Here is a 26,874-nt window from a genome sequence, read left to right as displayed (position 1 = left end):
CGATTTTTATCGCCAAGGGGATTAAAGTCCTTATTTCTTACCGAAATAAGTAACAATCGCAAATCCTAAAATAAAGGTAATAATTGAACTTATAATTGAAAATCCTCCAGTTGGAATACCAGGGAATACAATTACAATTGAGCCGATAACAAGTCCAATAATTGCCGCAAATGTCATACTTTTATAACGATCTAACAAGAAACTAATTCCTTTACTACTTACAACGAATCCTACCATAACACCAGCACCGATAACTACGATTAAAGGTAAGTTCAGTGTAGTTAAAGCATTAATTGCCGTCGGATACACACCAATAATTAATAAAATAAATGATCCGCTAATTCCAGGAAGCAACATGGCCATACTAGCCATCCATCCTGCGAAAAATAAACCAATTGCATTTAAAATTGTTAACGTTGTAATTGGATCTGCTGCCTTATCTGGCTTAAAGAAAGCTGTAATCGCAACAAGAATTGCTGCAACGATTAGTAAAACAATGTGCTTACCTTTAAACGAAGACTTTGCATCAGCTTCTCTCATTAACATCGGTAATATACTAATAATTAAACCGAGGAAGAAAAATTGAGTCGGTTCATAATGATTTGCAAGTAAATATTTAATAACGTGGCTTAATGTTAAAAACGCTGCTGCCACACCAGCTGCAAGGGGAATTAAAAATCCTAAATGTTTTTTCCATTCACGACTAAAGAATCCACTAATTGCCGCAAGTAATTGTTCGTAAATTCCTAACACAACAGCGATTGTACCGCCGCTCACACCAGGAATTAAATCACTAACGCCCATACAAAATCCACGATATATATTACGCCATTCCATACTGAATAAATTCCTCATTTCTTATAGTGATTTTTCCGTAAAGTCCAGTATATCAATAAGAAAGCTTATAATCCTAATATTTTTTGACAAAACTTTGACATTTTCACAAAAAAGAAGAAAGCTCCTATCGGTAGCTTTCTTCTCAAAAGGTATGTTATCCCTTACTTTTCTGATACAGTTTTTAGTTCTTCTAATAATTCTTCTACGTAATGTTGTGCACTTTGTGCTGCGATACTACCATCACCAGTTGCAGTTACAATTTGACGTAGCATTTTTTCACGAACATCTCCAGCTGCGAAAATACCTGGAACTTTCGTTTCCATACGCTCGTTTGTTTCAAGGTAACCATTTTCATTTGTAATACCTAGTTCAACAAATGGTTTTGATAATGGTAACATACCGATGTATATGAATACGCCATCAGTTTTGACTTCTTTCTCTTCTCCACTGTTTACGTCTACAAGTGTTACGCTTCCTACTTTACCATTTGCATCGTTAATTTCTTTAATAGTATGATTCCAAATGAAATCTACTTTCTCGTTTTGGAAAGCACGATCTTGTAAAATTTTCTGTGCACGAAGCGTGTCACGACGGTGAACAATTGTTACCTTCGATGCGAAGCGTGTTAAGAACACACCCTCTTCAACAGCAGAATCTCCGCCACCAATAACTACAAGTTCTTTTCCTTTAAAGAAAGCCCCATCACATACTGCACAATATGATACACCGCGTCCGCCAAGTTCAGCTTCGCCTGGCACACCAATTTTTTTATACTCTGCACCGCTTGCAACGATAATTGCACGTGCTTTATATTCTTTTTTACCAGCAATAATTGTTTTGTATTCTTTACCATCGATGACTGCTTTCACATCACCGTATGCATATTCAGCACCAAATTTCTTCGCATGCTCGAACATTTTATTCGATAAGTCTGGTCCTAAAATAGACTCATAACCTGGGTAGTTTTCTACATCTTCTGTGTTTGCCATTTGGCCACCTGGGATACCACGCTCAAGCATTAATGTGCTTAAATTCGCACGAGATGTATATACTGCAGCTGTCATACCAGCTGGTCCTGCACCAATAATAATGACATCATAAATTTTTTCTTCTGACACACTATTCACTCCTATTCATTCCTACACAATTAAGTTACCCTCATTATACTGTTAGCATCATTTTTTTCCCAATGATTTGCTTACCCTATGTGTGCGTACGCTTAACAGCCTGCACATACTTTCGAACAGTCGCTACAGATACATTATATACATCTCCGAGCTCCGACTGTGTCATCTTATTTCCTTGTTCGCTGCGTACGATATATTCAACCGCAGCTGACCAGCCGTATACATTTGTGAAAACTGCCCCAGATGTATATAAACGTATGAACGTACAGAACCAAAATTGTAAGCACTCTTCGATTAATTCATCATCTTTTTTCGTATAATTATATAAAGCATCCGCAATTCGCGCACACTGTTCAAATTGCTGTAAATCAGCCGGAATGCTCTTATGGCTATTAAGTAAAAAGAAATACTTTGCAAGTTGCGATACGATTGGAACACCGTTCTTCGCCTGCGTTACATCAAAGAAGAATCCCACCTTCTCTGGCGTGGACAATTCATTCATTAAATATAAAGCTAGCATTTGTTCCTCTAGCGTCCCACTTTGCTGAAATGATTTTCGTAATTCTTCAAATAATACGTTTTGTCCTTCATCTGCTAAATTCAGCGCATTCCACGGCTCTTTCCCCTTTTTATCAGGGTGCAATTCTACAACATGTTGCCACATTTTTTCAGCAACTTGCTGATCTTTCACCATATAAGCAGAATATGCAAACCAATAATAAAAACTAACGTCTCCCTCGTACCCTTGACGCTTTAATACTTTGAACCATTTATATGCAGGCTCAAAATGACCAATTGTGGCAAGTGTCGTTCCAAGTTTCAAACGATGCTCGAACGAAATTGGATACACTGAAACTAACTGCTCCGCTAACGCTTCTACTTGTTTATGCTCTCCAATTGAATATAGAAAAATAAGCGTATTACAAAGTGCATGTATGTTGCCAGGATTTTTCTCTAAAATCATTTCCGTTAATTTCAGTGCCTTATCTACATTACCAGATTGAAAATGTGCAATGGCTAAATTATTATGACCCGACCAAAATTCCGGATAATCTTTTGTAACAATTTCTAATGTAGCAATTGCTTCTTCCAATTGTCCGTTACGAATATAACGATTCGCTTCTTCCTGCATAACAATTAGATCATCTTCATCCTCAATCTCTTCCGCACCCATCGCTTCTTCTTCCATAATTTCAAGTAATTCTAATGTATCTTCTACAAATTCCTTCTCTTCTGCAACTTCTAAATAGCGATCCGCATACTTTTTCGCCTGCTGAAATAGCCCCATATATGCATAATTATTTGCAATAAAATAATAGCACTGTTCAAGTTCTGGATTAGATCTAACAAGCTTAAAGAAGATTTGATTCGACTCTTGATATTCACCAGCCTCAGATAATACTGTTGCTAATTGACATAAAATAAACGGCTCCTTCTCACTTTGTGCCGCTCTTCGAAAATATTTAATTGCATCTTGCAATTTTTGCCCTTTGTAAGCCCTCATCCCTTTTTTATAAAAGAAGTCCGCTAATTGATTAAAAGAGATAACTTGTCCGTTCTCCTTATATATTCCTTGATTTTTCCCCATATATCCTCCAGTTTTTTGTTTTCTTCGTTCACACATTCTTCTATCTATAAGTATAAACGATTCCGTAAAAAACAAAACAGTATATTATACTCAATTATTTCCTTTTTATTCATTAAAAAAGAAGAGAAATGTTACATTTTTGGCATCAACCTTCTCTAGCATCCATTTCTTCTTTCGTATAAATAACACGCATTGGATTTCCACCCACGAAAGCACCACTTGGGACATCTCTATGAACAAGTGTGCCAGCTGAAATAATCGCGCCATCCCCAATTTTCACACCTGGTAATATAGTCGTATTCGCTCCAATCATCACTTCATTTCCTATGATGATCTCTCCAAGTCGATATTCACGAATTAAATATTCATGTGCTAAAAACGTTGTGTTATAGCCGACAATTGAATTCTCTCCCACAGTTATCTTTTCTGGGAACATAATGTCCGGCATTACCATAAGCGCAAATGATGTTTTCTTTCCTACTTTCATCCGTAAGAATGTGCGGTACAACCAATTCTTAACGGATAAAAATGGCGTATAACGCGCAATTTGGATAATAATAAAGTTCTTCATTACCTTCCAAAAGGACACTGTTTTATACACATTCCATAATGAATTCTCTCCCGAAACAGGATAGCGCGTTGTCCGTCGCACTTAGCTCGCTCCTCTACTAAAGTAGGGAAATACACCCCCTACTAACTTACTCGGACCCTTATGACCGGTTCATATTAGACAAAATCGGTAGCAAATCACTCATTTTATCTAGCATAAAGTCCGGCTTGTAAGCCTCTAAATACGCTCTACCTTTCAACGTCCATGAGACAGCAGCTGTTTTCGTACCCGCATTTTGCCCACCAACAATATCATGATGGTTATCCCCAACCATCAATGCTTCTTCCGGTTTCGCATCTAATAACTCAAGCGCTTTTTGAAGTGGCTCTGGATGTGGCTTCACATGCTCTACATCATCAATTGTCACGACAACATCAAAAAATTCATCAAGCTTTGACAGCTTTAATCCCATTTCAACGGTTTGTCTCGCTTTCGTTGTAACAATACCAACTTTATAGCCTTGCTTCTTCAACTCTTGAACTGTTTCATATACAGTTTCATATTCTTCCACTAATTCATCGTGACGCTCATGGTTAAATTGACGATAACATGTAATCATCTCTTCAACCTTGTTCTCATCAATCTTGCTGAAAGTGTCATGTAAAGACGGGCCGATGAATGGTAATACATCTTCACGTTTATATTGATCTGGATAATATGTATGTAACACATGTAAAAAAGAAGAAATAATAAGTTCGTTTGTATTAATTAAAGTTCCATCTAAATCAAATAACACTGTATTTATTCTCATTGCCTTAGTCCTTTCTCTTTCCTGAATATGAAAGAAGCAGCATCTCATAATAAGATGCTACTTTTCTCTAATTTTCCGAATATCTTTTATCAGCTTGCCCCATTTTTCGTCTCACAATAATGAAAATAATAGAAATAACAACAAGTCCAATTGACATTACTTGTGCGATACGAAGTGGTCCTAGCATTAAACTATCTGTACGTAAGCCTTCTACGAAGAAGCGCCCTACTGAATACCAAATTAAATATGTAAAGAACAGTTCCCCACGTCGCAAGTTCACTTTTCGTAATGCAAGTAATAAAATGACACCTGCAAAATTCCATAATGATTCATATAAAAACGTCGGATGATAGTACACACCATCAATATACATTTGATTAATAATGAAATCCGGTAAATGAAGGCCTTCTAAAAACTGTCTCGTTACTTCATCACCATGTGCCTCTTGGTTCATAAAGTTTCCCCATCGGCCAATTGCTTGTCCTAGTAAAATACTTGGCGCAGCAATATCAGCCAACTTCCAGAATGAAACCCCGCGGCGTTTCGCAAAAAGAATCCCTGTAATAACAGCCCCAATTAAACCACCATGAATCGCCAAGCCACCTTGACGAATATTAATAATTTGACTCGGGTTTTGCGCGTAATATTCCCATTCAAAAATAACATAGTACATTCTCGCAAATAGAATAGCGATTGGTACTGCAATTAATACAAGGTCAACAAATGTATCTTTTGGAATACCTAGCCTTTCTCCCTCGCTAGTTGCTAGCCAAAGACCTAATAGCACACCTGTCCCGATAATAATCCCGTACCAATAAACAGGAAACGGTCCAAGTTGGATCGCTACGCGGTCAAGCTGTGGTACAGAACCTAACAGCATATGTATGACCTCCTTCTCCAAAGTTTACTCCTGATTTCCTAACTCAATCGCACTCATTAATCGTTCAGAGAACTGCTGTGCTGCATTGACGCCCATACGTTTTAGACGGAAGTTCATCGCTGCCACTTCAATAATAACAGCCAAGTTTCGACCAGGGCGAACTGGAAGTGTAATCTTCGTAAGTTCTGTATCAATAATCTTCATCTTCTCTTCATCAAGACCTAAGCGATCGTAATTTTTCTTTTGATCCCAAATTTCAAGATTAATAACAAGCGTAATACGCTTATAATTTCGCACTGCCCCTGCACCGAATAACGTCATAACGTTAATGATACCTAGACCACGAATTTCTAATAAATGCTCAATTAAATCTGGTGAGCTTCCTACTAATGTGTCTTCATCTTCTTGGCGAATTTCTACGCTATCATCCGCAACAAGGCGGTGACCACGTTTCACAAGTTCAAGAGCTGTCTCACTTTTACCGACACCACTTTGACCTGTAATTAAAACACCAACACCGTAAATATCTACTAGCACACCATGTACAGCTGTTGTTGGCGCTAACTTACCTTCTAAATAATTTGTTAAACGACTTGATAATCTTGTTGTCGTTTGAGAAGAACGTAATAAAGGCATACCCGATTCACGTGACGCTTGCAGTAACTCATCTGGTACATCTTGATTACGAGTTATAATAATACATGGCGTCTCCTCAGTACAAAGCGCTTTCATTCTCTCTTGTTTTTGCTCTGTCGTTAACGTGTCAAAGAACGTAAGCTCCGTCTTTCCAAGAAGCTGTACGCGATCAGCTGGATAATATGTAAAAAATCCTGCCATTTCAATTCCAGGTCGTGATAAATCACTTGTATCAATCGGACGATGAATTCCTTCTTCACCACTTATTAACTCCAATTGAAATTGTTCAATTAAATCTTTTGTCCTTACTTTCGGCATATGTATAAACCTCCACTCCGCTGCGGGTTCAGTCTCATTTGATGTAAAATTCCATTCTACCGGATATTGTACCATTTTTTTCTGGAAACAAGAAATACGGTTTCTAATAAATAGAAAAAAACATTTCATACACATCATGAAATGTTTTTCTTTTTGTCATTTTCTCTTTTTTTCGTATAGTGGTTCCACAATTGCCTTTTCAATAATCATATTAAAAATTGAAATACAAATTGCCGCTACAATCGCTACACCAAATCCTGATATATTAAATGCATCTCCTAATAATGAATCTGCTATTTTTAACGTAATCGCATTAATAACAATTAAGAAGAACCCGAAAGTTACAACAGTAATCGGTAGCGTAATTAAAATTAAAAACGGTTTTACGAACACATTTAAAACGGCCAAGATAATACTCGCAATAATTGCAGTTTGTATATTCGCTACGTAAAACGCGTCTGGCGCAATCCCTTTTAAAAGTCCCGATACAGCGATTAACACAACGCTATTTACAAGAAGTGATACAATCCATCTCATTTTCTTACACATCCTTTTGACATATATATTTCATCATACGCTAATAGATAATAAACGCAAGTATCATACAAACACTTATATCAACTTATTCTATTCTCCATGCTTGTATACCTACTAACATTTCCTCGCAAAATAAGGGCCACACCATCTATGTTCATGAGTTTTCACAAAAGTCCAAGTGAACGCTTTATCTACGATATAGATATCCCCTTTATACATATCGTCCCTCTCACACAATATATCATCCATATGTAATAAACTTGCATCTTTTATTAGCAGTACATCATCACAATGTTGATAGAATATATAGCAATCCTTTTTCGCTTCTTCACCCTCTATACACTTCTTTTTCTCATAACTAAATATGTGCCAAAGATAGCCACATGCATACTTATCTCCATACAGGAAAATGTCTTCTTTTTCCTCATCACTTAAATGGTTTGCAAAATGACCCTCCCAGCGCTTGCGAAAATATACACCCCAACTTTGAAACTCCCTTACTTTCATATTTTTCTTTTGCAACACATCTAAAAATTCCATCGTCTCCCCCTATGAACGAAAAACCGAGTGTCATTTCCACTCGGTTTTTCATAATACACTTATTGTGATAACTCTACTTCTTTTATTTTCTCTTTCATTCTTGCTTTATCACGAACTAAAATATCTTTTAAATACTTACCTGTATACGAGCGCTCTTCTTTCACTACTTGCTCTGGCGTTCCGGAAGCAACGATTTGTCCACCTTTGTCTCCGCCCTCTGGTCCAAGGTCAACGATATAATCAGCTGTTTTAATTACATCTAAATTATGTTCAATAACAAGCACCGTCTCACCGCTCTCAACAAGACGTTGCAGCACTTCTAGAAGACGTGCGATATCATGTGCATGTAAACCAGTCGTTGGCTCATCTAAAATATATAACGTACGCCCAGTAGAACGACGGTGTAATTCAGAAGCTAATTTTACGCGCTGCGCTTCTCCACCAGATAACGTCGTAGCTGGTTGCCCTAATTTCATATAACCAAGCCCTACATCTACAAGCGTTTGAAGTTTACGCTTAATTTTTGGGATATTAGCGAAGAACTCTACCCCGTCTTCAATTGTCATCCCTAACACTTCAGAAATGTTCTTATCTTTATACTTCACTTCTAACGTTTCGCGGTTATAACGTTTACCGTGACAAACTTCACATGGAACGTATACGTCTGGTAAGAAGTGCATTTCGATTTTAATAATTCCATCACCACGGCACGCTTCACAACGTCCACCTTTTACATTAAAGCTGAAACGTCCTTTTTGATATCCACGCACTTTCGCTTCATTCGTTTGTGCAAACACATCACGAATATCATCGAATACACCTGTATACGTCGCTGGATTAGAACGTGGTGTACGCCCGATTGGCGATTGATCGATATCAATTACTTTATCTAAATGCTCAAGACCTTTAATTTCTTTATGAGTACCTGGCTTCGCTTTCGCTTTATATAACTTTTGCGCTAATGATTTATATAATACTTCATTAATCATCGTACTTTTACCGGAACCAGATACACCCGTTATCGCTACAAACGTACCAAGCGGGAATGACATCTTCGCATTCTTTAAGTTATTCTCCTTTGCGCCGACAATTTCCACTTTTCTTCCGTCACCTTTACGTCTTTCAAGTGGAACTGGAATAAACTCTTTACCACTTAAATACTTACCTGTTAGCGAATTCTCATCCTGCATCACTTCAGCTGGTGTACCTGCTGACACAACTTGACCACCGTGAATACCTGCACCAGGTCCGATATCAAGTAAATAATCAGCAGCCATCATCGTGTCTTCATCATGCTCAACGACAATTAACGTATTTCCTAAATCACGCATTTCTTGCAATGTGCGAATAAGACGATCGTTATCACGCTGATGCAAACCGATAGAAGGCTCATCAAGAATGTAAAGTACGCCAGTCAGACGAGAACCGATTTGTGTCGCTAAACGAATACGCTGTGCCTCACCACCTGATAAAGTTCCTGCGGCACGACTTAACGTTAAATAATCTAAACCAACGTTCACTAAGAATCCAACGCGCTCCTGAATTTCTCTTAAAATTAAATGAGCAATTTTTTGTTGCTTCTCCGTTAGCTCCACATTTGAGAAGAATTCCTGTACTTCTTGAACAGAATACTTCGTTACATCAGCAATCGTTTTATCACCAACGAAAACAGCTAAACTCTCAGGCTTTAAGCGTCCACCTTTACACTTCGGACAAGCTTGCTCTGCCATATATTTCTCCATTTGCTCACGAACATAATCCGAACTCGTTTCACGATAACGACGTTCAATATTTGGAATAACCCCTTCAAATAAAATCTCATTTTCCTTTACTTGACCAAATTCATTTACATAGCGGAAATAAACCTTCTCTTCTCCGCTTCCGTACAACACTTTATCAAATAAATCTTTCGGTATATCTTTCACAGGCATATCCATATCAACGCCGTAATGATTACATACAGATTGTAAAAGCTGCGGGTAATATTGTGAGCTTGTCGGTTCCCATGGAGCAATCGCATGTTCATTTAATGATAAATCCCAGTTCGGAATGACAAGTTCTAAATCTACCTCTAACTTTGAACCAAGTCCATCACAAGAAGGACATGCTCCGAATGGACTGTTGAATGAGAACATGCGCGGCTCTAATTCTCCAATTGAAAAACCACAATGTGGACAAGCATGATGTTCACTAAATAGAAGTTCCTCTTCTCCCATTACATCAATTAACACTCTGCCCCCGCCAAGCTTTAATGCACTTTCAAGAGAATCCGCAAGACGGCTTGCAATCCCTTCTTTTACAACAATACGGTCAATTACAACTTCAATGGAATGCTTCTTGTTTTTATCTAACGCAATATCTTCAGATACATCAAGCATTTCACCATCAACACGTACACGAACATACCCTTGCTTCTTAATATCTTCAAGCACTTTCACATGTGCACCTTTACGTCCAGAAACGATAGGAGCTAACACTTGTAATTTCGTACGTTCAGGATATTCAAGTACACGGTCTACCATCTGCTCTACTGTTTGTGATGTAATTTCAATACCATGATTCGGACAAATCGGCGTACCAATTCGCGCAAATAGTAGACGTAAATAATCATAAATCTCCGTTACCGTTCCGACAGTTGAACGTGGATTGCGACTCGTTGTTTTTTGGTCGATTGAAATCGCTGGAGATAAGCCTTCAATCGTATCCACGTCAGGTTTATCCATTTGCCCTAAAAACTGGCGCGCATACGCAGATAACGATTCTACGTATCTGCGCTGCCCTTCTGCATAAATCGTATCAAACGCTAATGATGATTTCCCTGAACCAGACAATCCTGTCACAACAACAAGCTGATTTCTCGGAATGGTTACATCAATATTTTTTAAGTTATGTGCTCTAGCACCTTTTACAACAATAAAATCCTTGCTCATGCTCACTCTGTTCACCCTTCCGCTTTTAATTCTAATAGTAAATCTCTTAATTCAGCTGCACGCTCGAAATCTAACGCTTTTGCTGCTTCCTTCATCTCTGCTTCGATCTTCGCAATTGTCTTTTCACGCTCTTTTTTCGTCATCTTCTTAGCTGGTGCTGCTTCATATGTTTCCGGCTCTTCAGCAGCTGTCGTTGCACGGATAACATCACGCACGCCTTTTTGAATCGTTTTCGGCGTAATACCGTGCTCTTTATTGTAAGCCTCTTGTATCGTACGACGACGCTGCGTTTCTTCAATCGCAATTCCCATCGATCTTGTTATACGATCTGCGTACATAATTACGCGGCCGTTTTCATTACGTGCTGCCCGACCGATTGTTTGAATTAATGAACGCTCTGAACGCAAGAACCCTTCCTTATCAGCATCTAAAATAGCTACAAGTGATACTTCTGGAATATCTAACCCTTCTCGTAATAAGTTAATACCGACAAGTACATCAAACTTACCAAGACGAAGGTCACGGATAATTTCAATACGTTCTAACGTTTTAATTTCAGAGTGAAGATAGTTTACTTTAATTCCTACATCTTTTAAGTAATCCGTTAAATCCTCTGACATCTTCTTCGTTAAAGTCGTAATTAATACACGTTCATTTTTTGCAATGCGATCTTGAATTTCTCCTAATAAATCATCAATCTGTCCTTCAATTGGTCGTATATCAATTGGTGGATCTAAAAGCCCTGTTGGACGAATAATTTGTTCTATTACTTCCGGTGACTGCTCTAACTCATACGGTCCTGGCGTTGCCGAAACGTAAATAACTTGATTCGTTTTCTCTTCAAATTCATCAAACGTAAGCGGTCTATTATCTAAAGCTGATGGCAAACGGAATCCATGATCTACAAGCACTTGTTTACGTGCTTGGTCCCCGTTATACATCGCTCTTACTTGCGGTACCGATACGTGCGACTCATCCATAACGATTAAGAAATCTTTCGGGAAATAGTCTAATAACGTATATGGCGTTGCACCCGCCGGACGAAGTGTTAAATGACGGGAATAGTTTTCAATCCCTGAACAAAATCCCATCTCGCGCATCATTTCTAAATCATAACGTGTGCGCTGCTCTATACGCTGCGCTTCTAACAACTTGCCATTATCATTTAATTCCTTTAAACGTTCTTCTAATTCTTTTTCTATATTTTCAATAGCGACCTTCATCTTTTCTTCACGTGTAACGAAGTGAGATGCTGGGAAGATTGCTACATGATCACGTTCTGCTAATACTTCACCTGTTAACGCATTTACTTCGCGAATACGATCAATTTCATCGCCGAAAAACTCAATTCGAATACAATGCTCGTCAAGTGATGCCGGGAAGATTTCAACTACATCCCCGCGCACACGGAATGTACCACGCTTGAAATCAATATCATTACGTCCATACTGCACATCAACAAGTTCACGAAGCAATTGATTGCGGTCCTTCTCCATGCCAACGCGAAGTGAAACAACTAACTCGCGGTATTCTTCTGGAGAACCTAAACCATATATACATGAAACACTCGCAACGATAATTACATCGTCCCGTTCAAATAGTGCAGACGTTGCTGAGTGACGCAATTTATCAATTTCATCATTAATTTGCGCATCTTTTTCAATAAACGTATCTGTTTGCGGCACATACGCTTCTGGCTGATAATAATCGTAATAACTAACAAAATATTCAACTGCATTATTCGGGAAAAAATCTTTCAGCTCACTATATAACTGTCCCGCTAACGTTTTATTATGAGCCATGACAAGTGTTGGCTTCTGCACTTCTTTAATGACATTTGAAATCGTAAATGTCTTACCCGTTCCTGTCGCTCCAAGCAACACTTGCTTTTTCTTTCCACTATTAATTCCCTCTACAAGCTTCTCTATAGCTACCGGCTGATCACCTTGGGGGGAATACGCTGAAATAATTTCAAATTGATGTTCCACTTAAGTTCCGACCTCCTCATAAAAATCTGTATTATTATTTTACCACGAACGCCCATAAAAAACCTAAAAAAACGAACAGATATTCGGTAAAATTTTCGACAATATATACATAGAAAAAGGAAGGAGTCAAATCTTCCTTCCTCTACTAACTCTATTTTTTAGGTACATATAATAAATCATATCCATTGCGCCCACTTTCATTCGCACAATCTATTAACCTATAAGCCATTTGTGCTTCACGCCACTCTTTAACAATCCTTTTACAGCTATCTTCATTCATACCTGTATGATTACCAGCAAATCGATCTTGTCTATTATCTAACATATGAATTATATCTGTTCCACTATACTCTAACGTTTGAAAAACCGGATCACCTTCATGTGTATAATGTACAATTCTTATTTTATCAACTTCCCCTTGTTCCACATTCAAAACGAACTTTTCAAATTTATCTAGCTTGGAAGTTCCTGCTTCCTTTACAATGACATCATTCTTCTTATCAATTGTAATGTTAGGTTGTGAGCATGCTACTAAACTAAAGAGAAGTAGGCATATAAAACCACTTCTTTTTCCTATTGTCATCCGCTCCTATAAAAATCATTTGTATACTGCAAAAGCTACTTTCCTCTACGAAAGTAGCTTCTCTTTTCCTTTTTCCTTCTTCGGGAAAAGAACATATGAAAATGAAATAACTGTATCCACTAAAAGTATAATCGCCCAAACTTGGCTAACACGACTTGCTTTTTCATTTAAAACAATCCCCGTTTCTAACCAATTATGCCACTGTTCAAACGGGACAAAACCGTACAGAAAGAAAAAGAAAATATGCACAACAACGAATAAAACAAGATGTAATACCCAATTTTTTATTTCCTGCTTCGCATAAGCCATACCTGTTAATTCTACGTGTTCTTCCCTAATTGGCGCTGGTTCATTCCGCCATTTCGCAACTAGCTTTTGCGCAAATATATCAAGCTTCTTCAAATCCTTTTTCCCGTAGAAAACTGCATACAATAAAATAATTACCGTAATGATTTGAAAGTTAGAGAACTTTCCTGTTTGATAATAGTCCACTACCCCTAAGGTTAAAATGAACACTTCATTTACGAGTAGTACAATCCCCATAATAAAGCTCGCCTTCTTCAAACGGAATCCGTAACGGAGTAAAAAGAAACCGATAGCCGATAACCAAAATACAATCTCTGCCCCAATTAAAAAGTACCAACGATATTCTGCGAGTATACTCATTTATCCCTCTCCTTCTCATCATATATACGAAAAGCTTCATCCATATATAATAAAAGTTCTTCTTCAATTGGATACATGCTCATTTTCTGTGAATCTTCCTTCGATTTTCTAACTTCCCATAACTTATCTAAAAACGCTTCATCACCATTGGCCATTTCTAAACACTTCTGCATTAATCTCTTCATTGCCCCTTGCACCTCATCACTTGCAGCTTCTTTACCGTCTTTCATAAAAGTGCGTAATTGCTTTAATAAATCCACCCATTCTAAAACATTCGGATCTTCTTCACTCATATTTGGCAAATTATGAAGCAACTTTTGTTCTTCCTTTGAAAATACTTCATTTTGAAATATTTCACGTATACGAGGAGACTGTTTCGAAAGCTGGATCAGTTCAAACATAACTTTCCAATCGAGCTCTCCCTCCACATCTACCGAATAAACAACTGCTTGTAAAACGCGCTCCATTCGATTGAATTTCTTTTGTTCTTCCTGTACAAACCGAAGTTGTTTTTCAAGCGAATCCTTTAAGTTAAGCTCACCTTTTACTAACATATTCGCAGACTCTTTTAATGAAAATCCCATTTCCTTTAAAAATAAAATTTGTTGGAGACGTATTACGTCAGCTTCACTATATAAACGATGCCCGCCTTCTGTTTTCCCGCTCGGCTTTAATAAATCTATTTGATCATAATAACGTAATGTACGTACTGTTACCCCTGTCTCTCTCGTCAATTGTTGTATTGAAATCACTACCATCACCTCTTCCCCTTCATTATAAAAGATGACGTTACGTAACTTTCAAGACTTTTCTAAAAAAATACAAAAAGCTGTTTATACTCTTTGTATAAACAGCTTTTACGGAAATAATCCCTTTTGTACAGCGCGCCCACAAAATAAAATAAGTGCTCCAACAACAACACTCGTTGCTGTTTTATGGTAATGAGCTGAAACTAATAAATAATATGATAAACCTACAGTACCAAGCATAATACAAATACTTGGTACTGGATTACGAGAGAAGTTCTGCATTCCCCAAAACAAAGCAAAAATAGCCGTAGCGACACATAATACCGGTAATCCCATCCCAGTTCCCCTTTTTTCTATCTATTCCTTGTTGCTAACACACTCGTCGATGCCATACTTATTAATAAACCAAAAATAGCAATATATAATAACTCATTTACATGTACTGCTTGCCTATCTAAATACTTATTTACACAAAGATACATAATGAACAAAAAAACGAAGCTTGTCATACTAATCGTAAAATATGACTTCATCTTGTTCACAACTCGCTCATCAATCGACGGTACTCCCTCTTCTTTCAAACGCTTCTGTTCTCTATATTCCGAAATACCATACAAAATGACTAGTGCTACATTTGATATGAAGATCGTTCCCCACGAAATACTTAAAATCATTAAACTCACATTTAAAACAAGACCCGCTAAAAATAAAGTGAAACTTTAATCAGTGGGGGTTTTCTTCATCCCCCACTGATTATTAGTTGAACCAATCGGACTTTTATGGGCAGTTGATCCCCCACCTAAATTCTTTGCTTTCACTGAATTTTGAGATGGGGTCTTACTGCCCATTAAAGCGGGATAAACTTCCTATGAACCGTATAATATCTTGCTTACTCATACATGATCAGCCTCTTTTTGATTTCTATATTTCCACTTCGGCCAATAGTTCACAAGAAAATACACCCACTGTCCTAGTACAAATAAAACAAACGGCATACCAGCATTTCCATCAACTATTAAATTATATAAACTCCATACCGCTAAACTAATCATAAAAAATAACCCTACATATTTAAACGCTTTATCTGACTGGAATCTCTCAAACTCATCTTGCATTTTTCATTCCTCCTATCTCTATGCTCGTTTTCCTATCATGACTCCTATGATGAGACTACCCGCAAATAAGGAACTACATATCAGAAATATTTCTTGCACTGGTATAACAGCTCTTCCTATCGCCTTACTCGCAACAATATAAACAATAAGCAATAGAAATGCGAATACAAATGAGACATTTACATATTTTTTTATATTTTCATTTACTCGCTCATCTATATCTGGAAGTTCTTCTTTTTTGTACTTACGCTTTTTGTAATACGTATACACTATCAAAAATACAATTACTAAAACGTTACTCACTACGAGCGGTAAAATTGGTATAACCGGGTTCATAATATGAACTACAATGTCTCCCAAAAACAATCCAAAAGTCGCACCGATCAATAACTTTTTAGTATCGTTCATGTTTCCTCCCCTTACTCTAGCGCAAATATTTCCTCCACCTTCACCCCAAAATATTTGGCGATTTTTAGGGATAACTCTAGACTCGGGTTATAATGATGGTTTTCAATCGCCACAATCGTCTGCCGCGTCACCTGCATCGCCTTTGCCATTTCAACTTGCGTTATATGATGTTGCTTTCTTAACTCTTTTATTTTATTTTTCACACCCATAGGCTCCACCTTCGAAAGTAAAGATATCTTTACTTTAATTATAAATATTTTCCATTTCCAAGTAAAGATATCTTTACAAATTTTAGTAAAACATTTCACTGAACATCTTCTCTAACAAAGTACAAGCGTAATTCAATTTATATCAGCGATTTTTTAAATATATCGACATCCGTGGCACTATAATCATAAGAAAAAAGCTGTCCCAAAATATCTTTTGGAACAGCCTCTTCGTCCTACTACATAAATCCTAACGCATATACAAGAACGTAGCCAAGAATAGAAAGGCAAACCGAGCCGATCAGCCCCGCCACGAATGCTTTACTTCCTAACTTACGGAACGTTTTAAACTCTACATTTAAACCAAGTCCTGCCATCGCCATAGCTATAAGCATGTAAGCAATGACAACAATGTATCCGGCAACAACTTCTGGGATAATACCGAGCGAATGCACGGCACTCATTGCTAAAAATCCGAAGATGAACCATGGTATTGGAAGGTCGCGCCACGATCTTTTTTCCTCGCTACCTTCGCTCTTACCAAACCATAGTCCAATTAAAATCGCTACTGGCACAAGCATTGCAACACGCGTTAACTTCACGATAACTGCGATATCTACAGCCGTGCTTCCTCCTGGCGCCGCAGCTGCGATGACATGAGCGATTTCATGCAGCGTCGCACCTGAGAATACACCGTAACCGTACGGTGAGAAGCCAAGCACTGGGTATAATAGCGTATAAATAAGTGTAAATATTGTACCTAAAATTGCAATAATCGCTGCGCCGACTGCCGTTTCCTCATCCTTCGCTTTCACTTGCGGTGCAATTGCCACGACCGCTGCCGCGCCGCAGATTGCTGTTCCGCACGCTGTTAAAATTCCAAGCTTCTTCTCTACTTTAAATACTTTCGTTAGTCCATATACAACGAAAATCGTAAATGTAATAACAACCGCTGCGATGACCAGTACTTTCGGCCCTGCCTTCGCAATATCAACAAGATTTAATCGCATTCCAAGTAAGATGATCCCAAAGCGAAGTAACTTCTTACTCGCAAAGTTCGTTCCAGCTATCGCTTCTTGCGGAACCCCAATTGCCGCACGCCAAACCATCCCAATTAGAATAGCAATTACTAATTGTCCCATAATATTTAAAAACGGAAGCTCTGCTAAATATTTCGCAGCAATTGCGATTAATAGTGTAATCCCAATTCCTTGCGAAAATCCATAACCCTTCTTCTTTTGTATAACAAGTGTTTGTTCCACTTTGAACCACTCCAATAATCGTATTGGAACATGCATGTTCTTTCTACTTACATTATAAGAGAGTTTCTATAATAAGTTTAATATCAATATTGAATCTCTATCATCAGAAATACTTATGATAAGATGAAAGAAAAACGAAAGGAGCCCATTACATGAACGTAGACATTTTAAAAATTTTTGTTACTGTCGTTGAACAGAAACACTTCTCCCGTGCAGCAGAATTATTAAACCTTTCACAACCTGGCGTAAGTATGCATATACGCAACTTAGAAAACGAATTTGGCACTACACTTATTCAGCGCTCTCCGAAGCACGTTCAAGTAACGGAGGCTGGAAACATATTATATATACATGCAAAGCAAATGCTCTCTCTTTATGAAGATGCTAAGCAAGAAATTAACGAGCTACATAACGTTGTAACAGGAACTCTTCGCATCGGTGCTAGTTTTACAATTGGTGAATACTTACTTCCCAAAATACTGGCTAACTATGCGAATGAAAATCCACACGTCGAAGTTCATACTTTTATCTCAAATACAGAAGATGTTTTGCAAAGCCTTCGCTCTAATCAAATTGATATCGGCTTAGTGGAAGGGCAAGTCGTATACGCCGACGTTGACGTTGAAACGTTTATGCAAGATGAAATGAAGCTCGTCGTCCCGCCAAATCATCCACTACTCCGCACAAAGAAAATAAATGAAAGTACACTCCAAGATCAAGTATGGGTATTAAGAGAAAGTGGTTCTGGAACACGCGCTTATAGTGACCGCTTTATTCATCAACACCATTTAAAAATGAAACGATTCTTTACATTTAGTAGTATCCAAAGTGTGAAGGAAGCAGTTAGTGCTGGGCTTGGCATCGCCATCCTTTCTGATTGGACCGTACGGAAAGAGCTACTGGCAAAAGAGCTATTCCACGTAGAAGTTCCAAATGAAAAACTCATCCGGCCGTTCTCCATCGTACGCGGCAAATACTTCATCCCGTCTAAGGCTATTCAAGTGTTTTTAAATCATGTAGATTCCTTTGCGAAAAAACAGGGTTGACCTTCACATTAGTGTGAAGGTTTACAATACATGTAAAAGGAGTGAAACACATTGCGAATTGGAGAGTTATCAAAAGAAACCGGGGTTAGCGAAAGATCACTAAGACATTATGAAGAAAAGGGATTACTCCCTTCTAAGCGCCTCGCAAATGGCTACCGTGATTTTGATGAAAGTGCCATCGAAAAAGTGGAGCTTATTCAAATGTACTTACAAATTGGCTTAAATTTAGAAGAGACGGAAAGGATGCTGCGCTGCCTCGAAATAGAGCCGCACCTGTACGAAAATCCTTGCAGCAGTATCCTTACGCTTTATGAAGATAAACTCAATGAAGTAACGAAACAAATCTCATTACTTTCCAGCATTCAAACGAATTTGCAAAAACACGTTTCACTCCTAAAACAAACAAAAGAAAAGGAATGATTACATGTTTGTTATACATGGCAGTTCAAGACAAAACGGAAATACAGAAGCTTTAACACATACGATGATCGATGGAATCGAAACAGAACAAATTTACTTGCGAGACCATACAGTCCATCCTATTACAGACCAACGTCATGATGCAAAAGGATTCCAGTCTGTAAACGATGACTATCAACATTTAATTGAACGCATGCTAGAGCACGACACAATTATCTTTGCTACACCGCTATACTGGTATGGAATGAGCGGTCATATGAAAAACTTCGTCGATCGCTGGTCACAAAGCTTGCGTGATACATCTCTTCATTTCAAAGAAAAAATGAAAGGTAAAAAAATGTACGTTGTAATCGTTGGCGGAGACAATCCAAAGCTGAAAGCATTACCGCTTATCGCTCAGTTCCAATACATCTTTGATTTTGTTGGTTCATCATTTGAAGGGTATGTTATTGGGGATGCGAATGGATTGGACGAAATTAAAAATGATGCTGAAGCACTAGCAAAGGCACAACTGTATAATAACGAATTCAAAAATCACAAGCAAAAATAACTTTGACAAACCATTTTGTATGCGCATACAATAAAAGTAACATTATGAAAGGAAGGTACTTTGACCAATGAAGTTCTAATTCTCTTATTTATTTCATCCATCACAAATAGTGAACAAAAAATGATGAAAACTAGCAGAGGATTAGTCTGTCCATTTGTCGATACTTTCTTTCGAAACGATCATGTAAAAAAATCGTTTATTTATGTACGATTTTTTACATGCAAGGGCGACGTTTATCCTCTCTAGTGAAACTAGGGAGGTTTTTTTATGACTATTTTATTCGCACGCAATATTGAAAAGAGCTTTGGTGATCGCACGCTATTTACGTTACCGTCACTGGAAATTCAAGCACAGGATCGTATAGGAATTGTCGGGGTTAACGGAGCTGGTAAATCTACGTTATTACAAATATTAAGTAAAGAAATAGAAGCTGACAAAGGCATAGTAACTCATCATAGTTCTATCAGCATCATTCCTCAGCTTAGTAAGGAACTACCGGAAACCGCTTCTTCTCTCGCAAAAGGAAAATGGAGTATTTCAAACGTTACAGATGCAATGAGCGGCGGTGAACGAATGCGGCTAAAGATTGCTCATGCTCTCGAACAAGATGCAGGCATTTTATTCGCTGATGAACCAACAAGCCACTTAGATATGGTCGGTACAGAGCAATTAGAAAAGGCACTTTTATCTTATAAAGGGGCACTTGTTTTAATATCGCACGACCGTGACTTTTTAGATAATATATGTACAAAAATCATTGAAATTGAAGACGGCATGATTCAAGAGTATAAAGGGAATTATTCCAACTATCGAAAACAAAAAGAACGTGAACGAATACAAAAACAAGCAGAGTATGAGCAATATATACAAGAAAAAAATCGTTTAGAGCAATCCATTTCACAAAGAAAACAACGTGCTTCCAACATGACAAAAATCCCAACTCGGTTCAGTTCATCTGAATCTAAACTTTATAAGTTAAGTGGGGCTCATGGGCAAGAACAGGTTAGCAAAGCAACAAAGGCATTAGAAACACGTCTCGAAAAACTAGAAAAGAAAGAAAAGCCAAAAGATCTTTCTCAGGCTCAGTTTGACGTGCAATACCATACACCCATTCATAGTAAAGTGGCAGTACAGTTCAATAAAGCAACAAAGAAAATAAGCGACCGCACACTATTTAAAAATATGAATGGAACTATTGCCCCTGGTGCAAAACTTGCTATTTTAGGTGCAAACGGAAGCGGCAAAACAACTTTGTTCAACATGCTTCTCGCAAACGAGCGTGGCATGCAGCTTTCGAAAAGTTGTAAAATTGGATACTTCGAACAAACATTATCAATTTTAAAAACAGATAAAACCATTTTAGAAAACGTTCTAGAAGAAACAAATTATACTGAATCGTTCGTTCGAACAATACTTGCAAGGCTCCTATTCCGCCGTGAAGATGTTCATAAACCTGTGCACGTTCTAAGCGGTGGTGAACGAATGAAGGTTGCACTCGCAAAAGTATTTTTAGGAAACTATAATATGCTTCTGCTTGATGAACCGACAAACTATTTAGACTTAGCAACACAAGAAGAATTAGAAAGCATGTTACAAGAATATCCTGGCACAATACTTTTCATTAGCCATGACCGTGCCTTTATTCGCTCTGTTGCCGACCATATTCTACAAGTAGATGAGAGTGAACCTAGAGTATTCCACGGTAATTACGAGCAATACACCAAAAGAACGACTGGGGATTCTGTAAACGTTACTGAACAAGAATTATTACGATTACAAACAAAACTAACAGAAATCATCAGCCGAATTTCCATACCAAATCATCACGATGACATCACATCTCTCGAACAAGAATATGAAACATTATTAGTTCAAATCCGGAAATGTAAAGAAGCGCTCTAATGTCTTCCCTATATATCGACAAGGCCTTCCGCATTTCCCAAGAAATATTGGAACTTCGACATAGAATAGCATCAATAAAAGTAAAAAGCCGTGCATCAGCACGGCTTTTCACTTTAAATACGGACAGCAGTCCCGCTCACTGCAACCATTAGCATCCCTTCGCGAACTACTTCGTAATCCACATCGATACCAACAATTGCATTCGCATTTTTTTGTCTTGCGAAAGTTTTCATCTCTTCCATTGCGATGTCGCGCGCTTCTTTTAATTTACTTTCATAAGCGCCAGCACGACCGCCGACAACGTCACGGACCGAGGCAAAAAGGTCACGAACGATATTCGCACCCATAATCGCTTCTCCATTGACGATATCGATATACTCAATAATTTCTTTCCCTTGAATTGTAGACGTTGTTGTTACAATCATACTTTATAGCCTCCCATATGAGATTTCCATCTACTTATATGATGTGCTAATTCAGTACAAATTATATTTACGAACTAAACTGAGCTTCGTATAACCTACTGTATCCTCCGCCTTGCTCAATTAATTCTTCATGTGAACCTTGTTCTGCAATACCATCTTTATTTACAACGACAATACGATCTGCATTTTTAATCGTTGCAAGTCTATGAGCGATAACTAATGTTGTACGGCCGACAGATAGTTCAGCAAGTGATTTTTGAATTGCTAGTTCCGTCTCTGTATCTAGTGCAGAAGTTGCTTCATCCAATATTAAAATTGGCGGATTTTTCAAGAACATACGAGCAATCGCTAGACGCTGCTTCTGTCCTCCTGAAAGTTTCACGCCGCGCTCACCGATAACAGTATCTAAACCGTCTGGTTGTGAGTAAATTAAGTCTTCTAACTGCGCACGTTTTACTGCCTGCCAAATTTCAGCTTCTGATGCCTTTAAATTTCCGTAAGCAATATTTTCACGAATCGTTCCTGAGAATAAGAACACATCTTGCTGCACAATTCCAATTTGCTTACGAAGTGAAGATAACGTCATATCTTTCGTATCAATACCATCAATTTGGATTGACCCAGACGATTGTTCATAAAAACGTGGGAGTAAACTACATAACGTTGTTTTTCCAGCTCCTGATGGTCCAACGAACGCAACCGTTTCGCCTGCATGTATTTTCAAACTAATATCATTTAAAATCGGTTCTTTATTTTCATATCCGAACGTAATGTTGCTATATTGAATATCACCATGTACATGTTTCACTTCCATCGCATCTTTAGAGTCTACAATATCTGGCTCTGTTTCAAGAAGCTCTACATATCTCTTAAAACCAGCGATCCCTTTCGGATAGCTTTCGATTACCGCATTAATTTTTTCAATTGGGCGGAAGAAAATATTCGTTAATAGAACGAATCCGATAAATCCACCGTACGTTAATTCACCTTGCAGAACAAACCATGTACCGCATATTAAGACGAAGAGCGTTACGAGACGCATGAGCATATAACTAATCGATGAATTTAACGCCATAATTTTATACGCCATTAATTTCGTTGTACGGAAACGAGCATTGTTTACAGCAAATTGATCTTTCTCAAACCTTTCATTTCCGAATGCTTGTACAACACGGATACCACCAACGTTATTCTCAATACATGCATTGAAATCAGCAACGTCTGAGAATAAACGTCTAAACGTACCTGTCATTTTTTTATTGAAGTAAAGTGCCAACCATAATAAGAATGGAATAACGAAGAACGTTAATAGCGCTAACTTCCAGTTGATCATCATCATAAATGAGAATGCCCCAACTAAAGTCATAACAGCGATAAATAAATCTTCTGGCCCATGGTGAGCAATTTCCCCAATTTCCATTAAGTCGTTTGTAAGACGTGAAATTAAATGACCTGTTTTATTATTGTCAAAAAATCTGAATGATAGCTTTTGAATGTGATCAAATAATTTCTGCCTCATATCCGTTTCAATGTTAACGCCAAGCATATGTCCCCAATATGTAACGACGTATTGTAAGCCTGCATTTAAAATATACACTGCAAGTAAACCGAAACAAGCCCATAAAATAAGCGTCCAGTTTTGCCCTGGCAATAACTTATCAATAAATTGATTTACGATAAGCGGGAAGCCAAGTTCTAGTAACCCTGCGACAACTGCGCAAGAAAAGTCGAGTATAAATAAACCTTTATACGGTTTATAGTAAGAAAAAAATTTACGTAGCATATCTTACCTCCATTTTCCAAAATTAAAACACCTCTAAATGATAACCATTATCAAATAATTATTCAAGTTATCCGTCTATGAAACTAAAAAGAATGTTTGCGCTAGTTTCTTTTTTTTGCCGGAAAGTCGATATATTTGAATAATCGCCGATATAAATCTCAATTACTACCGCCCCCTCACAACCAAAAAGGGTATCACCACAAGGTGATACCCTTTCTTCTATTACATCGCTTCCGAATCCCACTCATGCTCCTGCTGAACAAACACAATTCCTAATTCGTGATGTCCTCCGGCGTATAATGCCGTTTGAGCAAGGCGAAGCTCTCCATTAGTATCTAATACTTCTAACTTGCAAAATGCTCCTGTCGTCTTCGTTTGAAGCGCATCATAAAATTCCTCAGCGCTTCCTGGAATGACTCCATTTACTTTCGTAATTACTTCTCCAGGCAGTAAATTCAACTCTGCCCCAATTGTATTTGGGATTGTATCTAATACAACAAGCCCATCATTACGTGCAGCGAAGTACGCCGGTCTTGTCTCATCCACAATTTTCTCTTGCATGGAAATTGTGAAACGTCCAAGCATTGCAACTCCCATCGCGATAATTGCAAGTACGTGCCACCAATAACTTGCGATTCCTAAAACAAGCACAAGTCCTGCTAATCCGTACACACGTCTTCCTGTAAATAATAAAGCTTCCGTTGGCTCATAACTTCTAATCTTTCTCATAAATCCAATTAAAAATGGAACGAGGAATAAAGAATAAGTATCTGAACCGATTGAAACGACAGGCCACCATGAAATAAATTGTGTTACTGCGTCACCTGGTACAAGAATAAAAATAGGAACGATCCATAAGCGCTTTGATTCATGTAAACCAATCTTTAACCCGCGCTTACCCTTCCTAATCTTCGGTGTCGAATATCCTACTGCATTTTTAGAAATCAACAAGCCCTCTACAATGAGCATGACGCCTAGTAAAATAGCAAGAGATACAATCGTATTCTCTTCACCTTCTCCAAGCTGTAAGAAAGAAACTGGTAGCTTAGAAGATAATAGAACGCATACAATTGCGATACTAAATGTATAAGCTGCTGATAAATATCGATACATAGCAGTTAATCCAAATAATAACGTCCATAATAAGATGACCCATAAGCTTGCTTTGGAAACGACAAGGCCAAGTCCAATTGTAATAATAGATACGATTAATCCGTATCCAACGCCCGCAAATAGAGATGTTCGCAGTTCAAACCAAATATCATAAACTTTAAAGGAAAAATCCTTTCGTTCTCGTAACATACGTAAGTATCCAACGAAGATACTACTTATTAAAAATACATAGACAGCAGGGTGTAAGAAAAAACGTCCAACTGCCCGCATTATTTCAAAAATCCATGCCTCCACGAACTCATTCACCACCATTTATATCATTCTTTCTTTTTATATTATCATAACTGGACAAACGTTTGTTTAACACAAAAAAATACAGGCAGCAAACTGCCTGTATTTCTTCTTATTTCGCTATTAATTTTAATGCTGATTGTAATTGTAGATCATTTTCTCCAGAACGGATTTTTTCAATAATTTTCGTTTGAATCGCCTCAGCTGTCTTTTTATCCAGCTGTCCTGTCGCTTCCATCTCATTCGCATTTTGGAATGCTTTCAGCGCTGATTCTGTCTCTTTACTAAAGTATCCATCTTCACGCCCCGGTACATATCCTAGGCTCTTAAGCATTTCTTGCGCGTGTTTTACTTGCACATCATTTGAATTATATGAAAGTGTTTTTTCAATTTGAATTGGTGTCGCATGATAATAATCTGGCTGCTTCACTTCTACTGTTGGCGCGATTCCTTTTTTATGAATCCAGTTTCCATCCGGTGTTAACCATTTAAACATCGTTAATTTAATGTTGCTGCCATCTTTAAATGGAACGGCTTGCTGAACAGTGCCTTTACCAAACGTTTTTTCACCAATTAAATCGTATCCTTCTCCCTCTTTTAGCGCACCCGCTAAAATCTCTGAAGCAGAAGCACTTCCGTTATCAATTAATACTGAAATTGGATATGACTTTCTCTCTTTCAGTTCCGTAGAGAATTTCTTTTTCTCACCATTTCGTTGCTCTACTTGTAGCATCGGCTTTTTATCCGTCATAATTTCCCCTAGTATCTCTTCTACACTATTTAAGTAGCCACCAGGATTACCACGCACGTCAATAACTAAGCCTTTTATATTTTTCTTCTCTAACTCTTTTAACTGATCCTTAAATTCTTTCGCCGTATTTTCAGCAAAAGAAGTGATTTGCATATAACCGATATCTTTTCCGCTCTCTTGTTTCACAGAACTAAACACCGTGAAGATTGGAATTTTTTCACGCTTAATTTTAAATACAATCGGATCAGCTACTCCTGCACGCTTAATTTCAATCGCGACAGTCGTTCCTTTTTTACCACGAATTTTTAATACTGCTTCTTCACGTGATAAATCTTTCACACTATTTCCATCCACAGATAAAATTTGGTCATTCGGTTTAATTCCAATCTTTTCTGCCGGTGAGCCTTTAATTGGAGATACGATAATAAGCTTACCGTCCGTTTTGTTCACCTCAGCCCCGATCCCCTCTAGCTCAGGATCAAGTGATTCACTAAACTGTTTAGCCGTTTCTTTATCCATATACGTGGAATAAGGGTCCTTCAGCGTAGACAACATGCCTTGTATTGCACCTTCGACTAACTTGTCATCCTTCACGTCTTCCACATAACGTGAATCAATTAGTGCATACGCCTCATTAATTTTTGCCAAATTCCCTTGCGCGGTACTAGCATTTCCACTCGAAATTGTTTGCGTTACTTCTGCTGGGTTAACCCCAAATAAAGACATACCTGCAAACATTCCGCCAGCACCAATTAAAAATGCAACAACCATTCCAATAATTGCAACTCTACGTTTCAATGCGGAATTCCCCTTTCCAAAACACACAGGTGGTGTAGCAAAAGGCATCACACAGTGTGTGATG

At 37.9% G+C, this 26,874-nt stretch carries 28 protein-coding genes; 4 read left to right on the top strand and 24 right to left on the bottom strand.

Annotation, left to right across the window (positions count from 1 at the left end; all coding sequences use genetic code 11):
* Positions 1-30 precede the first annotated feature (30 nt).
* From AABL52_RS01795 to AABL52_RS01700, 20 genes are all read right to left on the bottom strand, one after another.
* Complete coding sequence (locus AABL52_RS01795) at positions 31-837, bottom strand: DUF368 domain-containing protein (RefSeq protein WP_000455196.1); 807 nt, start codon at positions 835-837, stop codon at positions 31-33.
* A gap of 161 nt (positions 838-998) precedes the next feature.
* Positions 999-1,955, bottom strand: a complete 957-nt coding sequence (gene trxB / locus AABL52_RS01790; protein ID WP_001288064.1) for a thioredoxin-disulfide reductase — start codon at positions 1,953-1,955, stop codon at positions 999-1,001.
* Between the two features lie 85 nt (positions 1,956-2,040).
* Complete coding sequence (locus AABL52_RS01785; RefSeq protein WP_000517699.1) at positions 2,041-3,552, bottom strand: tetratricopeptide repeat protein; 1,512 nt, start codon at positions 3,550-3,552, stop codon at positions 2,041-2,043.
* Between the two features lie 145 nt (positions 3,553-3,697).
* Positions 3,698-4,204 (bottom strand): acyltransferase, encoded by a 507-nt coding sequence (locus AABL52_RS01780; protein ID WP_341518815.1) that lies wholly within the window; start codon positions 4,202-4,204, stop codon positions 3,698-3,700.
* Positions 4,205-4,262: 58 nt separating this feature from the next.
* The gene (gene ppaX / locus AABL52_RS01775; protein ID WP_001222404.1) at positions 4,263-4,913 is read right to left on the bottom strand and encodes a pyrophosphatase PpaX; all 651 of its coding nucleotides are present in this window, start codon (positions 4,911-4,913) and stop codon (positions 4,263-4,265) included.
* A gap of 67 nt (positions 4,914-4,980) precedes the next feature.
* Complete coding sequence (gene lgt, locus AABL52_RS01770; RefSeq protein ID WP_341518814.1) at positions 4,981-5,793, bottom strand: prolipoprotein diacylglyceryl transferase; 813 nt, start codon at positions 5,791-5,793, stop codon at positions 4,981-4,983.
* A gap of 24 nt (positions 5,794-5,817) precedes the next feature.
* Positions 5,818-6,747: an HPr(Ser) kinase/phosphatase gene (gene hprK, locus AABL52_RS01765; protein ID WP_001127251.1), complete on the bottom strand. Its 930-nt coding sequence runs from the start codon at positions 6,745-6,747 to the stop codon at positions 5,818-5,820.
* Between the two features lie 156 nt (positions 6,748-6,903).
* The gene (locus tag AABL52_RS01760) at positions 6,904-7,284 is read right to left on the bottom strand and encodes a phage holin family protein (protein WP_001267308.1); all 381 of its coding nucleotides are present in this window, start codon (positions 7,282-7,284) and stop codon (positions 6,904-6,906) included.
* Positions 7,285-7,398: 114 nt separating this feature from the next.
* Entirely contained in the window at positions 7,399-7,824 is a 426-nt protein-coding gene (locus AABL52_RS01755; RefSeq protein WP_341518813.1) for a DUF4275 family protein, read from the bottom strand.
* A 59-nt stretch (positions 7,825-7,883) separates the two neighbouring features.
* The gene (gene uvrA, locus AABL52_RS01750) at positions 7,884-10,754 is read right to left on the bottom strand and encodes an excinuclease ABC subunit UvrA (protein ID WP_000030974.1); all 2,871 of its coding nucleotides are present in this window, start codon (positions 10,752-10,754) and stop codon (positions 7,884-7,886) included.
* Between the two features lie 11 nt (positions 10,755-10,765).
* On the bottom strand, positions 10,766-12,742 hold the full coding sequence (uvrB, locus tag AABL52_RS01745) for an excinuclease ABC subunit B (protein WP_341518812.1): 1,977 nt from the start codon (positions 12,740-12,742) through the stop codon (positions 10,766-10,768).
* A gap of 151 nt (positions 12,743-12,893) precedes the next feature.
* Complete coding sequence (locus AABL52_RS01740; RefSeq protein ID WP_341518811.1) at positions 12,894-13,325, bottom strand: DUF4362 domain-containing protein; 432 nt, start codon at positions 13,323-13,325, stop codon at positions 12,894-12,896.
* Between the two features lie 45 nt (positions 13,326-13,370).
* Positions 13,371-13,991 (bottom strand): hypothetical protein, encoded by a 621-nt coding sequence (locus AABL52_RS01735; RefSeq protein ID WP_341518810.1) that lies wholly within the window; start codon positions 13,989-13,991, stop codon positions 13,371-13,373.
* The gene (locus tag AABL52_RS01730) at positions 13,988-14,749 is read right to left on the bottom strand and encodes a MerR family transcriptional regulator (protein WP_141548532.1); all 762 of its coding nucleotides are present in this window, start codon (positions 14,747-14,749) and stop codon (positions 13,988-13,990) included. The genes AABL52_RS01735 and AABL52_RS01730 overlap by 4 nt, the downstream gene beginning before the upstream one ends.
* A gap of 99 nt (positions 14,750-14,848) precedes the next feature.
* Complete coding sequence (locus AABL52_RS01725; protein WP_000524124.1) at positions 14,849-15,076, bottom strand: hypothetical protein; 228 nt, start codon at positions 15,074-15,076, stop codon at positions 14,849-14,851.
* Between the two features lie 17 nt (positions 15,077-15,093).
* Positions 15,094-15,414 (bottom strand): ATPase, encoded by a 321-nt coding sequence (locus AABL52_RS01720; protein WP_144564111.1) that lies wholly within the window; start codon positions 15,412-15,414, stop codon positions 15,094-15,096.
* 219 nt (positions 15,415-15,633) lie between these two features.
* The gene (locus tag AABL52_RS01715) at positions 15,634-15,855 is read right to left on the bottom strand and encodes a hypothetical protein (protein ID WP_341518809.1); all 222 of its coding nucleotides are present in this window, start codon (positions 15,853-15,855) and stop codon (positions 15,634-15,636) included.
* 18 nt (positions 15,856-15,873) lie between these two features.
* Positions 15,874-16,263 (bottom strand): hypothetical protein, encoded by a 390-nt coding sequence (locus AABL52_RS01710; RefSeq protein WP_097844759.1) that lies wholly within the window; start codon positions 16,261-16,263, stop codon positions 15,874-15,876.
* Positions 16,264-16,274: 11 nt separating this feature from the next.
* The gene (locus AABL52_RS01705) at positions 16,275-16,472 is read right to left on the bottom strand and encodes a helix-turn-helix transcriptional regulator (RefSeq protein ID WP_097844763.1); all 198 of its coding nucleotides are present in this window, start codon (positions 16,470-16,472) and stop codon (positions 16,275-16,277) included.
* A gap of 236 nt (positions 16,473-16,708) precedes the next feature.
* Entirely contained in the window at positions 16,709-17,731 is a 1,023-nt protein-coding gene (locus tag AABL52_RS01700) for a YeiH family protein (protein ID WP_341518808.1), read from the bottom strand.
* A 152-nt stretch (positions 17,732-17,883) separates the two neighbouring features.
* Between AABL52_RS01700 and AABL52_RS01695 the strand changes: the two genes are divergently transcribed.
* The 4 genes from AABL52_RS01695 to abc-f all read left to right on the top strand — a co-directional run bounded on the left by AABL52_RS01695 (position 17,884) and on the right by abc-f (position 21,649).
* Positions 17,884-18,777 carry a LysR family transcriptional regulator gene (locus AABL52_RS01695; protein WP_001099979.1) on the top strand — a complete coding sequence of 298 codons (894 nt, stop codon included), beginning with the start codon at positions 17,884-17,886 and terminating at the stop codon, positions 18,775-18,777.
* A gap of 51 nt (positions 18,778-18,828) precedes the next feature.
* Positions 18,829-19,197: a MerR family transcriptional regulator gene (locus AABL52_RS01690; RefSeq protein ID WP_001219207.1), complete on the top strand. Its 369-nt coding sequence runs from the start codon at positions 18,829-18,831 to the stop codon at positions 19,195-19,197.
* A gap of 4 nt (positions 19,198-19,201) precedes the next feature.
* On the top strand, positions 19,202-19,747 hold the full coding sequence (locus AABL52_RS01685; RefSeq protein WP_341518807.1) for a flavodoxin family protein: 546 nt from the start codon (positions 19,202-19,204) through the stop codon (positions 19,745-19,747).
* Between the two features lie 267 nt (positions 19,748-20,014).
* Positions 20,015-21,649, top strand: coding sequence for a ribosomal protection-like ABC-F family protein (abc-f, locus tag AABL52_RS01680; protein WP_341518806.1), 1,635 nt, complete (start codon positions 20,015-20,017; stop codon positions 21,647-21,649).
* A 113-nt stretch (positions 21,650-21,762) separates the two neighbouring features.
* Here the strand turns inward: abc-f and AABL52_RS01675 are convergent, their stop codons facing one another.
* The 4 genes from AABL52_RS01675 to AABL52_RS01660 all read right to left on the bottom strand — a co-directional run bounded on the left by AABL52_RS01675 (position 21,763) and on the right by AABL52_RS01660 (position 26,858).
* Entirely contained in the window at positions 21,763-22,074 is a 312-nt protein-coding gene (locus AABL52_RS01675) for a heavy metal-binding domain-containing protein (protein WP_000637523.1), read from the bottom strand.
* Between the two features lie 67 nt (positions 22,075-22,141).
* Positions 22,142-23,857 carry an ABC transporter ATP-binding protein gene (locus AABL52_RS01670; RefSeq protein WP_000944612.1) on the bottom strand — a complete coding sequence of 572 codons (1,716 nt, stop codon included), beginning with the start codon at positions 23,855-23,857 and terminating at the stop codon, positions 22,142-22,144.
* Positions 23,858-24,079: 222 nt separating this feature from the next.
* Complete coding sequence (locus tag AABL52_RS01665) at positions 24,080-25,282, bottom strand: PDZ domain-containing protein (RefSeq protein ID WP_341518805.1); 1,203 nt, start codon at positions 25,280-25,282, stop codon at positions 24,080-24,082.
* Between the two features lie 91 nt (positions 25,283-25,373).
* On the bottom strand, positions 25,374-26,858 hold the full coding sequence (locus AABL52_RS01660) for a S41 family peptidase (RefSeq protein ID WP_002073557.1): 1,485 nt from the start codon (positions 26,856-26,858) through the stop codon (positions 25,374-25,376).
* Between the last annotated feature and the right edge of the window lie 16 nt (positions 26,859-26,874).

This window comes from Bacillus paramobilis, assembly GCF_038096195.1.
GTDB lineage: Bacteria > Bacillota > Bacilli > Bacillales > Bacillaceae_G > Bacillus_A > Bacillus_A mobilis.
This window is presented reverse-complemented; position numbering and strand designations above follow the sequence as displayed.

Bases quoted from the DNA above. Each gene is read 5' to 3' on its own strand.
- AABL52_RS01795 (WP_000455196.1), bottom strand. From the start codon at position 837: ATGGAATGGCGTAATATATATCGTGGATTTTGTATGGGCGTTAGTGAT.
- AABL52_RS01785 (WP_000517699.1), bottom strand. From the start codon at position 3,552: ATGGGGAAAAATCAAGGAATATATAAGGAGAACGGACAAGTTATCTCT.
- ppaX (WP_001222404.1), bottom strand. From the start codon at position 4,913: ATGAGAATAAATACAGTGTTATTTGATTTAGATGGAACTTTAATTAAT.
- lgt (WP_341518814.1), bottom strand. From the start codon at position 5,793: ATGCTGTTAGGTTCTGTACCACAGCTTGACCGCGTAGCGATCCAACTT.
- hprK (WP_001127251.1), bottom strand. From the start codon at position 6,747: ATGCCGAAAGTAAGGACAAAAGATTTAATTGAACAATTTCAATTGGAG.
- AABL52_RS01760 (WP_001267308.1), bottom strand. From the start codon at position 7,284: ATGAGATGGATTGTATCACTTCTTGTAAATAGCGTTGTGTTAATCGCT.
- AABL52_RS01755 (WP_341518813.1), bottom strand. From the start codon at position 7,824: ATGGAATTTTTAGATGTGTTGCAAAAGAAAAATATGAAAGTAAGGGAG.
- uvrA (WP_000030974.1), bottom strand. From the start codon at position 10,754: ATGAGCAAGGATTTTATTGTTGTAAAAGGTGCTAGAGCACATAACTTA.
- AABL52_RS01740 (WP_341518811.1), bottom strand. From the start codon at position 13,325: ATGACAATAGGAAAAAGAAGTGGTTTTATATGCCTACTTCTCTTTAGT.
- AABL52_RS01735 (WP_341518810.1), bottom strand. From the start codon at position 13,991: ATGAGTATACTCGCAGAATATCGTTGGTACTTTTTAATTGGGGCAGAG.
- AABL52_RS01730 (WP_141548532.1), bottom strand. From the start codon at position 14,749: ATGGTAGTGATTTCAATACAACAATTGACGAGAGAGACAGGGGTAACA.
- AABL52_RS01725 (WP_000524124.1), bottom strand. From the start codon at position 15,076: ATGGGATTACCGGTATTATGTGTCGCTACGGCTATTTTTGCTTTGTTT.
- AABL52_RS01720 (WP_144564111.1), bottom strand. From the start codon at position 15,414: ATGATTTTAAGTATTTCGTGGGGAACGATCTTCATATCAAATGTAGCA.
- AABL52_RS01715 (WP_341518809.1), bottom strand. From the start codon at position 15,855: ATGCAAGATGAGTTTGAGAGATTCCAGTCAGATAAAGCGTTTAAATAT.
- AABL52_RS01710 (WP_097844759.1), bottom strand. From the start codon at position 16,263: ATGAACGATACTAAAAAGTTATTGATCGGTGCGACTTTTGGATTGTTT.
- AABL52_RS01705 (WP_097844763.1), bottom strand. From the start codon at position 16,472: ATGGGTGTGAAAAATAAAATAAAAGAGTTAAGAAAGCAACATCATATA.
- AABL52_RS01695 (WP_001099979.1), top strand. From the start codon at position 17,884: ATGAACGTAGACATTTTAAAAATTTTTGTTACTGTCGTTGAACAGAAA.
- AABL52_RS01685 (WP_341518807.1), top strand. From the start codon at position 19,202: ATGTTTGTTATACATGGCAGTTCAAGACAAAACGGAAATACAGAAGCT.
- abc-f (WP_341518806.1), top strand. From the start codon at position 20,015: ATGACTATTTTATTCGCACGCAATATTGAAAAGAGCTTTGGTGATCGC.
- AABL52_RS01675 (WP_000637523.1), bottom strand. From the start codon at position 22,074: ATGATTGTAACAACAACGTCTACAATTCAAGGGAAAGAAATTATTGAG.
- AABL52_RS01670 (WP_000944612.1), bottom strand. From the start codon at position 23,857: ATGCTACGTAAATTTTTTTCTTACTATAAACCGTATAAAGGTTTATTT.
- AABL52_RS01665 (WP_341518805.1), bottom strand. From the start codon at position 25,282: ATGGTGGTGAATGAGTTCGTGGAGGCATGGATTTTTGAAATAATGCGG.
- AABL52_RS01660 (WP_002073557.1), bottom strand. From the start codon at position 26,858: ATGCCTTTTGCTACACCACCTGTGTGTTTTGGAAAGGGGAATTCCGCA.